This window comes from Rahnella sp. BCC 1045, from assembly GCF_019049615.1.
Classification (GTDB): Bacteria; Pseudomonadota; Gammaproteobacteria; order Enterobacterales; family Enterobacteriaceae; genus Rahnella; species Rahnella contaminans.
In genome coordinates, this window is the sequence record NZ_JAFMOZ010000069.1 from 1 (window position 1) to 11,596 (window position 11,596).

15 protein-coding genes and 1 pseudogene are annotated in these 11,596 nt (G+C 50.1%); 13 read left to right on the forward strand and 3 right to left on the reverse strand.

All coding sequences use genetic code 11. The features are described 5' to 3' along the window. Together J1782_RS00795 and J1782_RS00800 are read left to right on the forward strand one after the other, a co-directional pair. The coding region (locus J1782_RS00795; protein WP_217152055.1) for a hypothetical protein at positions 1-828 on the forward strand (828 nt) is incomplete at its 5' end. A 539-nt stretch (positions 829-1,367) separates the two neighbouring features. Beyond that, positions 1,368-1,925, forward strand: coding sequence for a hypothetical protein (locus J1782_RS00800; protein ID WP_217152060.1), 558 nt, complete (start codon positions 1,368-1,370; stop codon positions 1,923-1,925). Between the two features lie 148 nt (positions 1,926-2,073). On the opposite strand, the gene J1782_RS00805 is transcribed toward J1782_RS00800, so the two are convergent. Together J1782_RS00805 and J1782_RS00810 are read right to left on the reverse strand one after the other, a co-directional pair. Then, positions 2,074-3,084: a phage portal protein gene (locus tag J1782_RS00805; protein ID WP_217152062.1), complete on the reverse strand. Its 1,011-nt coding sequence runs from the start codon at positions 3,082-3,084 to the stop codon at positions 2,074-2,076. A 1-nt stretch (position 3,085) separates the two neighbouring features. Continuing rightward, a pseudogene (locus J1782_RS00810) lies at positions 3,086-4,854 on the reverse strand (terminase ATPase subunit family protein). 162 nt (positions 4,855-5,016) lie between these two features. Here J1782_RS00810 and J1782_RS00815 point away from each other — a divergent pair. The 11 genes from J1782_RS00815 (at position 5,017) to J1782_RS00860 (ending at position 10,726) form a co-directional block, all read left to right on the forward strand. Continuing rightward, entirely contained in the window at positions 5,017-5,862 is an 846-nt protein-coding gene (locus tag J1782_RS00815) for a GPO family capsid scaffolding protein (RefSeq protein ID WP_217152065.1), read from the forward strand. A gap of 45 nt (positions 5,863-5,907) precedes the next feature. Continuing rightward, the gene (locus J1782_RS00820) at positions 5,908-7,020 is read left to right on the forward strand and encodes a phage major capsid protein, P2 family (RefSeq protein ID WP_217152067.1); all 1,113 of its coding nucleotides are present in this window, start codon (positions 5,908-5,910) and stop codon (positions 7,018-7,020) included. 3 nt (positions 7,021-7,023) lie between these two features. After that, positions 7,024-7,794: a phage terminase small subunit gene (gpM, locus tag J1782_RS00825; RefSeq protein WP_217152068.1), complete on the forward strand. Its 771-nt coding sequence runs from the start codon at positions 7,024-7,026 to the stop codon at positions 7,792-7,794. A gap of 96 nt (positions 7,795-7,890) precedes the next feature. Then, positions 7,891-8,403, forward strand: a complete 513-nt coding sequence (locus J1782_RS00830) for a head completion/stabilization protein (protein WP_217152070.1) — start codon at positions 7,891-7,893, stop codon at positions 8,401-8,403. Continuing rightward, positions 8,403-8,606, forward strand: a complete 204-nt coding sequence (locus J1782_RS00835) for a tail protein X (RefSeq protein WP_217152072.1) — start codon at positions 8,403-8,405, stop codon at positions 8,604-8,606. The genes J1782_RS00830 and J1782_RS00835 overlap by 1 nt, the downstream gene beginning before the upstream one ends. Before the next feature lie 2 nt (positions 8,607-8,608). After that, positions 8,609-8,818, forward strand: coding sequence for an HP1 family phage holin (locus J1782_RS00840; RefSeq protein WP_217152074.1), 210 nt, complete (start codon positions 8,609-8,611; stop codon positions 8,816-8,818). Further along, a complete protein-coding gene (locus tag J1782_RS00845) occupies positions 8,802-9,311 on the forward strand; it encodes a lysozyme (RefSeq protein ID WP_217152090.1) in 510 nt (169 codons plus the stop codon). Before J1782_RS00840 ends, J1782_RS00845 begins: the two co-directional genes overlap by 17 nt. Next, on the forward strand, positions 9,308-9,730 hold the full coding sequence (lysB, locus tag J1782_RS26280) for an Rz-like lysis system protein LysB (protein WP_254302874.1): 423 nt from the start codon (positions 9,308-9,310) through the stop codon (positions 9,728-9,730). Before J1782_RS00845 ends, lysB begins: the two co-directional genes overlap by 4 nt. Further along, positions 9,618-9,857 carry an Rz1-like lysis system protein LysC gene (lysC, locus tag J1782_RS00850; protein ID WP_254302875.1) on the forward strand — a complete coding sequence of 80 codons (240 nt, stop codon included), beginning with the start codon at positions 9,618-9,620 and terminating at the stop codon, positions 9,855-9,857. Before lysB ends, lysC begins: the two co-directional genes overlap by 113 nt. After that, positions 9,820-10,287, forward strand: coding sequence for a phage tail protein (locus J1782_RS00855; RefSeq protein ID WP_217152104.1), 468 nt, complete (start codon positions 9,820-9,822; stop codon positions 10,285-10,287). The genes lysC and J1782_RS00855 overlap by 38 nt, the downstream gene beginning before the upstream one ends. Continuing rightward, positions 10,280-10,726 (forward strand): phage virion morphogenesis protein, encoded by a 447-nt coding sequence (locus tag J1782_RS00860; protein WP_217152106.1) that lies wholly within the window; start codon positions 10,280-10,282, stop codon positions 10,724-10,726. Before J1782_RS00855 ends, J1782_RS00860 begins: the two co-directional genes overlap by 8 nt. A gap of 28 nt (positions 10,727-10,754) precedes the next feature. Here the strand turns inward: J1782_RS00860 and J1782_RS00865 are convergent, their stop codons facing one another. Beyond that, positions 10,755-11,306 (reverse strand): hypothetical protein, encoded by a 552-nt coding sequence (locus J1782_RS00865; protein ID WP_217152113.1) that lies wholly within the window; start codon positions 11,304-11,306, stop codon positions 10,755-10,757. Between the last annotated feature and the right edge of the window lie 290 nt (positions 11,307-11,596).

The window sequence follows — 11,596 nt, forward strand, 5'->3', positions numbered from 1 at the left end:
TCGGTGCTGTTTTTTCAGAAAACTAACGTCATTAAGCCCGATTTTATAAATAAAGAGCTGTCATTTTTACGATTAATATCTTGGCTATACACAATCTACTTTGAGACAGGAAAACTTTCTTTAAATACCATAAATAAATCTATGGGCGAAGACGAACAGAAAAAATTTAAAGAGCACAAAAAGGTTGTGCAAAATTTCAGGACGTTTCTTCAGCATAATATTGATATTTCTTTAAGTACAAGAGAGTTCAAGTTAGTCAAAGATTGTTCTGCTTGGACCAAAAAATCTTGTGATAAAAATATACCTGTGACTGAAGACGATTGGATGAAAGCTTCCGAAGTGTTGATCGCAGAAGCATATGAAATTTTCAATATAGTACTTGCTACTTTGGAGGCAATGACTGACTCATCATCTAAAAAAGATATCTTCATCATTAATTGGAATATTACTGTTAATAAAAACGTTCCTGTGCATTGGTTTGATACTCATATCTCTAAGTTGATTGGATTCATTGATGTTGATTCATTTGATGTTGTTGCATATCGCGATGCGAACTTGGAGGCTTGGAGGAAATATATAAGCACGCTCGACGCCAAGGCTGATTATGAATTAGAAATAAAAAAAATCGTAGAATCTTCTATCATTAGAGACTTCATTCACATCATACCAATTACAATTGATATGTTAGAAAATAACTTCTACCTTTCTAAGGAGTTTTTTAAATCATTATATGAGTACTTAGATAGGCAGCAGCTTTGTAGTGATTGTAATGCTAGCGAGATTTTAACTCAAATAAAAGAACTTTTCCCAGAGTATATAAAGTTATAATTATTCTGTCGATTTTGACTATTAGGGCAAGGAGATGCATCCTTGCCCTAATGTTTTATTTAGAAATTTCATTGTCTGTTTCACACCATTAATTTTGATTTACTGGGTATACTTCTTAATACTGTCGCTTTTTATTCCAGCTAGAATATTTAATCCGATGCATTTGAGTGCATGAGTTCGCATTTTTTTCTTGAATCTCCTAACCCCATTGTAGGTCTTAAATGCCATGCCTTCCATTGAGATGCGTGACTGCATTAAAGCTAGCATATAAAGCGGGCAGGCGTGGCGGGGATAGCATTGCGCGCATACCCACTTTTTTATATTCATTCTCGCCCCTGAGCGCGCCTGTTAGGCATATGGAATGGTTCATACAGCGGCACTCCTGACCTTGTTAGCTCTGGAGCATTCTGACACTTTTTTAGCTCCGGGTTATACCCAATCTGACGGTCAGCTTTGTGCCAGTAGCGGATTTTGCTTACATTGCGGTATGTTAATTTATGGAGAGCAGGTCAAAAGTTCTAAACAAAAAGGAGAATAAGATGGAAAGTAGTGATCGGCTTGCAATAACCAGCCTGATTGTCGCGGGGTGCGGTGTCTTCATTGCGCTCTGTGCGCTGGGTCTTTCGGTGTATATGGGCTTGCTGCAAAAAAATAATTACGAGATTTCAGTTCAGCCTTACATTACCCTTGTGCCAACCGTTGAACCGGGTAAGAACGAGTACGGTTTTTATCTTTACAACGCGGGTATGGGAAAAGGATATGTTGAAAATGTTGAATACTTCCTCAATGGTAGGAAAATTGAAGGCGATAACTCGTCTGCTTTAGTACAGGTCGTTAGCTATTTTGGCTTTAATAAAGACTGTTTTGCTTATGGCAATCCAAGGAAGGGGGATTCGTTATCGCTGGATGAAATGAACATTCTCCTGACACTCGGCACGGGGGTATCTTCACTATCTCAGTGCAAAAGCACATATGAAGAGTTTTTCAAAGTATTAAGTGCCAAACATAACGCGTTCACGGTTAAGTTAAAATACAGATCGATTTACAATATTTCTTATCTTTACGACTCGTCAGACAATTCTCAGAAAAAACTTTAGTAATCTCGAGGGAGGTGACACCACTCTTTTCCTTCTTGATGGCTGGAAGTATCACATTGAATGATGTCAGATCAAGGCGCGTTAATACGGCTTTTAGGGCATAGGAAAGCCGCCAATATTCCGGCGGCTTTATCCAGCAGGGCAGAGCTTACAGCTCGTAATCAGTAAATCTGACCACCTCCTTTCCAACCCATTCGTTTATCTCCTTCATGCGCTCCTGTAACGGAACCAGCTCATTGCGCACAAATACCTTTGCCGCTTTTTCAACGTCCCCAAAACCGCCGGTGTTGCTCGGTATGATGCCCATCATCTGCGGTGGCACCCGGTGCGCGCTAAGCAGGTCATCGCGTGTCGCGTTCTTGATGTTAAAGAAATCATCTTTCGTGGCCACTTCGCTAAGCGGGATGATTTTAATGGCGTCTGCTTTTCCGCCGGGCGCATGGTAGAAAATATTTTTAAAATTACCTGAGCCCTTTGATTTGGTCATCATGTCGCGCAGTGCGGTCACGTCCTGTGAGTTCTGCGCCGGGTCAGTCACATACATGACATAGCCTGCATGAGCGCCGTTGAGAAAATACTTGCGGCGGTAAAGCGTGGCGGACTCATTGAGCCACGCGCTGTTTAGCGCGCTGAGGTATTCCGGCAGGCCGTACAGCTCTTGATTGATGTCCGGCTCCTGCAAATGGAATACGCCCCCGAGACCGAAAGCGTGAGGGGCGGTGAAGTCCTCCACAAACCAATAAATATCATCTTCAATGCCCCTGCGTGTGTACTTGGCCGGTGAGGTCTCCAGTTTGAGAAGTTTACCGGTGATGCTGAGGCGTTTTTCAATGAAAGCATTGCCAAAAACGATGTAATCCAGCGCGTAGCGGCTAAATTGCTGCTGCGACAGAAGCGGGTGAGGGATAAACGTACTTGCCAGAATATTACGCTTAACATACATCGGCGAACTGTGGTGAACGGCGGCGCGAAAGCTTTTAGCCAGCCCGGAAAAGGTCACCGGTGGTTCGTACCATTTCCCGTTACTCATACATTCCAGATAGTTAAGAATGTCGCGCCTGTCCATGACCGTTGCAGGTTCATCAAAGCGAAAAATCTCGCTTTTGGGTGCGTAATTTTGCGTGGTCAGTTTTTTTACCCTGCGGTTTCTTTTGCTCATATCAGTACATCACCAAGGTGGATTTCATTTGTCTGCCGGAGGCGGCTGTCAGCGGCTCGTTAATCAATACGTGCATGGTTGCCCAAGCCACGTCGGCGTGGCTGGCTTCTTCACTGCGGCTGGCTCGGAAAGTGGATTTAGCGCCGCTGGCGGTCATGGTCTTTTGAATGGCATGAATGAGGCGGTGATATCGGTGTGTCCAGCGTCGTATTGCAGGCAACCGCGATGGATGGTGTTTTTGGCTTTCAGCACCATTTCGGTTTTGATTTCCGGTGTGTATTTGATTTCACGCGCAGCCGGGTAAAACTGCCTGACGAGCTGGTAAACGCCTTGGCCAACGGTGGTGGCATCAATCCCGATGTACTCGACGTTATATTTTTCCGTCAGCGCCTCAATTGCCTTGGCCTGCGCATCAAAATCCATACCCTGCCACTGGTGCCGCTCCAGAATACGGAATATGCCGCCCGGCTGTTCGGGTGGGGCAATGACCACGCAACCGGCACTGTCGCCGCCGTTGGCCTCCGACGGGTCGTAACCAAGCCACACCGGATTATTATCAAACGGATGGTGAACGTAGGGGTTAAAGTCCGGCCATTCTTCCAGACTATCCACCATACAGCTCTGCAACGACTCGAACGGGAACACCGACGCTTTATCATCGACAAATTCGCACATCAGCAGGTTCTGATATTCCGACGGCGCGTATTCCAGACAAAGCTGATCGAGGTCGAACAGGTCGCAGCCACCGGCCAGCGCGTCATCAATCGTCACAATCTGCCGCCACTGGCCATCGTCACATTTAACCCCTGCGGCTAAATGGCTGTGACTGAGGTCAAGCTGAATACGCTTGTTCTTATCGCGCTGGCCTTTGTTGAATAGCTCTCCAGACCAGAATGGATAGGCGCTGTGGGCAAGGCTCGACGGCGTAGAGAAATAGGTGGTACGCCATTTTTTATGCAGCGACATCCCGGAGGCCACTTTGCGCAGCTCCTGAAATTTCGGGATCCAAAAGTATTCATCAAGATAAAGATTCCCGGTGTAGCTCTGCGCAGTACGGATATTTGTTCCGAGGAAGAACAGGCGCGCCCCGTTTGAAAGCTGTATCGGGTCGCCTTTGAGGTCAATATCAACCTGCCGGGCAAAGTCGATAATGTAGTTTTTGAAGACATGCGCCTGTGATTTACTGGCCGAGATAAATATCTGGTTGCGTCCGGTGGCCAGTGCATCAAGCAGCGCCTCACGGGCGAAAAAGAATGTCGCACCAATCTGGCGGGACTTGAGAATATTACGGATACGATGCTGCAAGCCTGCCTGATGCCAGCCGCGCTGATATTCGAACGCATCATCAAGGAAAATATCCCTAAGTTTCGCGATCGCCTCGTCAGAGAAAACATTTTTCTCAACCTTCTTACGTTCACCTTTATTGCGGTTTGCCACGTTCGGATTTAAGTCCGCCTCACTGCCGGTGGCCATGTAACGGTTAACCCGTGCCAGCCGTTCAATCTGTCTGCCTAGCAAATCGATCTCTTTAAAATCCTGTCCCTCTTTTTTGCTCTTCATCACCAGTTGAATAACTCGCGCTTCGATGCTGGTTTCAATACGTGAAATCGGGGCGATATCGTCCCATTTTTCCCGTTGCTTCCAGCTCTGCACTGTCGGTTTTTTCAGAGTCAGCATTTCGGATATTTGCGTGACAGAAAAACCCTGCCAGTAAAGCAGTGCAGCCTGTCTGCGTGGATCGCTGATTAATCCTGCGTTGTTCCCGGTCATAGATAGCTCCGCTCGAATAGATGAGCGTCACGCTACGCAACCGGCCATATCACTGCATCAAGCCCCTGTTGTGTAATAGATCGTCAGACGGCAACCGCTGGCCGTTGGGGCGTTAGGTCGGGAAACTAAGCTCCGAACCTAACCCACACAGGACAGCGAAAAATGGCAAAGAAAGTATCTCAATGGTTTCGTATCGGCGTTGAGGGTGATACCTGCGACGGGCGCGATATTGACGCCAATGATATTCATCAAATGGCCGCGTCATTTGACCCGCGCGTCTACGGTTGCCGTATCAATCTGGAGCATTTCCGGGGGCTGCTGCCAAACGGTGACTTTAAGCGCCTCGGCGATGTGGTCGAGCTGAAAGAAGAGCAGATTGATGACGACTCAATCCTCAATGGTAAATGGGCGTTGTTTGCCAAGATGACCCCCACTGACGAGCTGGCCGCAATGGTTAAAGCCGGTCAGAAAATTTATACCTCTATGGAAATTCGCCCGAATTTCGCCAACACCGGTAAAGCCTATCTGGTCGGTCTGGCCGTCACGGATGACCCGGCAAGCCTCGGGACTGAAATGCTGGAATTCAGCGCCCGCGCCAAGGTCAACCCCTTCGCCGGTAAGAAAGATCAGCCTGATGATTTGTTCTCCGTGGCCACACAGGCTGAGCTGGTATTCGAAAATCAACCCGATAACGCAATTTTCAGCCTGACCGGAAAAATCAAAGGGATGTTCAAAGCAAAACAGACCAGCGATGACGCGTGTTTCTCTGACGTGCAGGGCGCTATCACCATCGTGGCCGAAGAACTGCAAACCGCAGGCGAAACCACCGCGCAGCGCTTCACGGAAATGGCGCAGGAAATTACCGCGCTAAAAGGTCAGGTCACCGCCAGTGAAACGGCGCTTTCCTCCCTGCAATCCTCTCTCGACGGCACCGAAAGCTTTAAACAGCCAAAACGTCCGGTGTCTCCCGGCGGGGACGGTGCCAGCACCTTTATGACCAACTGCTGACCGGCAGCGTTAATCCTGAATTCCTGAAAAACTGAAGAGAGAAATATGCGCAAAAATACCCGTTTTAAATTCAATGCCTACCTGTCCCGCGTCGCCGAGCTCAACGGCGTTGATGTGGAAGACCTGAGCCATAAATTCAGCGTAGAGCCGTCGGTCACGCAGACCCTCATCACCACCGTGCAGGAGTCATCCGAGTTTCTGACCCGTATCAATATGGTGCCGGTGGATGAGCAGGAAGGTGAAAAAATCGGCCTTGGCGTGACGGGCTCGATTGCCAGCACGACAAACACCGACGGCGACAAAGAGCGTAAAACCGCCGATTTCCAGTCTCTGACCTCGCGTAACTACAAGTGCGAGCAGGTGAATTTCGATTTCCATATCCGTTACAACACGCTTGACCTGTGGGCGCGTTATCAGGACTTCCAGATCCGCCTGCGTGACGCTATCGCCAAGCGTCAGGCGCTCGATTACATCATGGCCGGTTTCAATGGTGTAAGCCGCGCGGCGGATTCTGACCGCAGCAAATACCCGATGTTGCAGGATGTCGCGGTGGGCTGGCTGCAAAAGATGCGTAACGAAGCGGCTGAGCGCGTGATGGATAAAATCACCGATGATGACGGCGCGGTAATCTCCGCTACCGTGCGCATCGGTAAGAACGGTGATTTCGAAAACATCGACGCGGCTGTCATGAATGCCACCGATTTTCTGCTGGACGCATGGCACTCCGAAGACCCGAATCTGGTTGTCGTGTGTGGCCGTAAAATGCTTTCCGATAAGTATTTCCCGCTGATTAACAAGTCACAGGAAAACAGCGAAAAGCTGGCCGGTGACATCATCGTCAGCCAGAAGCGCATCGGCAACCTGCCCGCGGTTCGCGTCCCGTACTTCCCGGATAATGCCCTGTTTATCACCCGTCTGGATAACCTGTCTATTTACATTATGGACAGCTCACACCGTCGCCATATCGAAGAAGTGGCGCGCCGCGACCGCATCGAAAACTACGAGTCACTGAAAATTGACTACGTGGTCGAAGACTACGGCTGCGCGGCGATGATTGAAAACATCCAGCTCGGTGATTTCACCCCTGCCGAGACCTCCCAGTTGTCAGCCCCTGTTGCTGACAGCGCAACCGAAACTAATACCGAAACCGAGGCATAAACCATGCTGAGCCCCGCACAGCGTCACATGATGCGGGTCTCTGCTGAAAAAGCCTCGTCGCAGCGGGTGAGTGATCCGCTGCGTTCGGCTCTGCCCTATGGCCAGATGCTGATGAAGCTGCGCGGAGACCGCCAGATACTAAAATTGATTTATTCCGTGGAAGACAAAGCCCGGCGCAAGCGAGACATGTTGCCATCGTATGCGCCGTGGATTGCCGGTGTGCTGGCCAGCGACGCAGGCGGTCAGGACGACATCCTGATGACCATGCTCCAGTGGTCGCTGGATGCCGGAGACATTCGCGGGTCATTTGATATGGCGCGCTATGCGCTGAAACACGGTTTAACCGTCCCCAACAACAAGCGCCCAGCGCCGTACCTGTTTGCCGAAGATGTCGCGATGGCGGCAATGCGGGCGCGCAGCGCCGGTGAGCCCGTCAGCGTTGATGACCTGCTGACCGCCATTGATATGACGCTCCCGTTTGATATGCCCGACCCGGTGCGCGCCAAGCTGCACAAAATTACCGGTCAGGTATTGCGTGATAACGGCCAGCCTGAACAGGCACTGATCCACCTGCAACGTGCGATGCAGCTCGACAGCACCGCCGGTGTGAAAAAAGACATAGAACGGCTGGAGAGAGAATTGCGGCCAGCGCCCGAACCTGTGAAGCCTAAAGCCACACCGGCTAAGCGCGGGCGTCCGGTCAAGGCCGCAAAGCCCGCAGCACCGCAGGCTAAACGTGGCCGCCCACGTAAAACCGCACTCTCCGGCAGTTAACCAAAAGCGCCCCGCGCCGGACGGCACGCAGGCTGATGCAGGTTTTTACCTCGTCTGACGCCTGCGTCCACCGTCCACCTATTTGAGGTTTGAGAAATGGACATTGTTGTGACCACCGCCCCGGCGCGCTCCGCTGTGGTTATCCCTCCTGACTTGGTTATTCCGCCTGATGCGGTGGTGAGTCCGGTTATCACCAATACCTTTTTTTTCCCTGACGTTGACCCGGAGCAGGTGAGTGAAAACATCCGGCTTGGCCACGTCGTCACGCCTGCGCGCTTTCGTCGCGCGATTAAAGCCGCGATGGCCGAGGTCAACGCTGAGCTTTATCCCTACCGTGAGGTGCAGATTGAGGCGGGTTTTAAAACGCTGGCGGAGGTGCCCGCCGAGCAGCTCGACGGTGAGAGCGTGAAGTGTTTTCACTACCTGAGCGCGGTCTGCGCGATGACCACTGCGGTGATTTATGAGCGATACCGCAGCTATGACGCCAGCGCGAAAGGCGACAAAAAAGCCGACGCGCTGGAGGTGTCAGTCGATGACCAGTGGCGGGATATGCGCTGGCACGTGTCCCGCCTGCAAGGTCAGGCGCGCGGCATGGTGAGCCAGCTCTGATGCAGGTTGTCGCACAGCAGGGCGATACGCTCGACGCCCTGTGTTATCGCCATTACGGGCGCACCGTCGGCGTGGTTGAGTCAGTGCTTGCCGCTAATCTCGGGCTGGCTGAGCTGGGTGAAATTCTACCGCATGGCACCGTGGTGATTTTACCCACCGTTGACGCCTCGCCAACTTCTGAAACCGTCCAGCTATGGGACTGACAATGGAAAAAATCACATCAGGTTTTGCGTACTGCTTAGCGGCATTACTGGCTTTCATCGGTGCCCTGACGCCGCAGGATTTCGCCTTTTTGGTCGGTGCAGCGGTGGCGGTGGGGACGTTCTTTGTTAACTGGTATTACCGCCGCAAAAGTTACAAATTGCTGGAGCGTAACGGCCTGAGCCGGAGGGTTTTCGATGAGCTCAATCGTTAAACGTTGCAGTGTGGCCGCGGTGCTGGTCTTGGCGGCACTGATGCCCAATTACTCCTTTGTCAAAACCTCTGATGAGGGGCTGGCACTGATTGCTGACCTTGAGGACTGTCGCCTGAGTCCGTATCAGTGCAGCGCAGGCGTATGGACATCGGGCATCGGCCACACTGCGGGGGTTAAACCAGCGAATACCATCACCGAACATGACGCCGCCCGCAACCTGATAACCGACATCATCATGACCGAGCGCGCGGTGGATAAGTGTATGCCGGTGGCCATGCCGCAGCCGGTGTATGACGCGGTGGTCAGTCTGGCGTTTAACGTCGGCACCGGCGCAGCCTGTGGCTCTACGCTGGCGACGTTTATCCGGCGTGGGGAGTGGGTAAAAGCCTGCCAGCAGCTCCCGCGTTGGGTGTATGTCAACGGCGTGAAAAATAAGGGACTGGAGAACCGGCGCGCGCGTGAGCTCAAACATTGCCTCAAGGGGGCATCATGAAATTTATCTTGGGTGCGTTACTGCTCGCGCTGATGGTGTCCCTTGCCGGGTGGCGATGGGCAAACCACAAAGTCACAACCGCAAACCGCAATATTGTACAGATGCAGGCGGCGCTTGCGGCTGACGCCGTGGCCATCAGTGAACTGCAAGCCAGTGGTCAGCGTAACGAGCGCGCGCAGGTTGTGCTGCGTCAGCAAATCACCGCAGCGGGTCAGCTTGCCAGCCGCCGCAATCAGACCATCACGAGGTTACTTAATGAGAATGAAGCTCTGCGCCGCTGGTATCAGTCTGCTCTGCCTGACGACGTTGTCAGGCTGCACACGCGCCCCGAATTTACCAACCCCGGCGATTATTTACGTTGGCTGTCCGAAAGTCAGCAGTTGCCCGATACCGGAAAGTCACCCGAAAACCAACGGTGATTTAAGCGAAGACATTCGCCAACTGGAGAGCGCGCTGGTGAGCTGTGCGCTGCAAATCGAAGCCGTTAAACAGTGTCAGGAGTTACACGATGTTGAAACCCGCCAGCCTGAGAAAAGCGCTCTTTAAATCCGTGCCGTTACTGCGTGATAACCCGGACATGCTGCGGCTGTTTGTGGACGGCGGCGTAATTAACGCCACGCTGGCCGCGTCGCTTTCGCATGAGAACCGCTACACGCTGGACATCGTGGTGACGGATTACACCGGCGATATCAACATGCTGATTGTGCCGGTCAATGTGTGGTTGCGTGAGCATCAGCCGGACATCATGACCACGGACGAAGGCCGAAAAAACGGCTTCACCTACGTGGCGGATATCAATAGCGATGATTCCAGCGATGTGCGCATGAGCCTGCGACTGACGGAGCGCACCATTGTGAAAGAAGATGGCCGCAGGCTGAACGTCACGCCACTGGATGAGCCACCGTTACCGGAGCCTGTTGCCCGGCCAATGGAGCTTTATTTGCAGGGTGAATTGGTGAGTAAATGGGATGAATGAGCTTAAACCTTTTGACGATAAGTTATCCGGGCTGCTGGCCAGCCTGTCACCGGCTGGCCGTCGCAAGATGGCCGCTGAAATAGCCAAAAAGTTGCGAGCCAACCAACAGCAACGCATTAAGCAGCAAAAAGCCCCGGATGGAACGCCATACGCAGCACGAAAGCGTCAGCCAATCCGGGGAAAAAAGGGCAGGGTAAAGCGTGAGATGTTTGCTAAGCTGCGTACAACTCGCTACCTCAAAGCGAATGGCTCACCTGATGCGGCGGTGGTTGAGTTTGCCGGAAGAGTGCAGAGAATTGCTCGGATCCATCAGGAAGGGTTACGGGATAAACCGAACCGTCACACTAAACCTGTGCAGTACGAAGCCCGCTCTTTGTTGGGCTTCAGTACCGGTGACCGTCAACTTATTGAAACCACTATTCTATTTCTTATGAGTTAAATATGAGATATCTGAATCTAAAGAAATACTAATTTTTACTGAGTTCTTTAAGGTCGCAAACAATGTTATTAAGTTTACGAAAGTTTCGAACTCCAATAAGTAGGACGCAACCCAATATGAAGAAGGTTGTAATGAACGTGATAGCTATCTTTAGATCTCTTCCCTCTTTAGATATGTAGTACTTTAACTCTTCTTTTAGATCGGTATCAGAGGTTGTTAAATAACTACAAGCATTTTTTATGTTTTGTGGTTCATTTTCTTTTAATGACAAACATGCCTTTTTGTTGTAGGAGTGTTTATTCCCTGTGTCAATAATGTTATATGTTGATATCAATAATTTTGGCGTGTTTGCATCTGAATAGGAAGCGTAGCCATACTTAAAACTAGAAAGTGAGTGCAGCATCACGAAACTAAAAATAATAAAAACAGAGGCTATTAGCGAAGTGAAAACAGTATCCACACGAAGTGCGCGTTTAACTCCAACTTCGCCAAAATAGCCTGAAAACCATAACAACTTTCGTTTTATTATTTTATCCTTTAATGCATTGTTTACTATAAGAGCATCATCAAGGGAGCTCACATTAATTCCATGTATTAATTTGAATAAATGGAGGTTGTATAGGTCGTCGTCATATTTTTTAAATCTCGCGTCAGTAAAATTCAATCTGAATATTTTAGTGAATATTCGAATAAAAAAAGATAGATCCGGAACTCTCATCCAAATAATCCATATTACTGCTAAAAATAGTAATATCTTAATGTATTGTGGTATGAAGTCGATATTAAAAAACGCCATGTTCAGCTCCTTTGAATTTAAGGTTCTTATTTCATTCTGGTCTTGTGTGTGTTTTTTATGCTAGCACATAATAT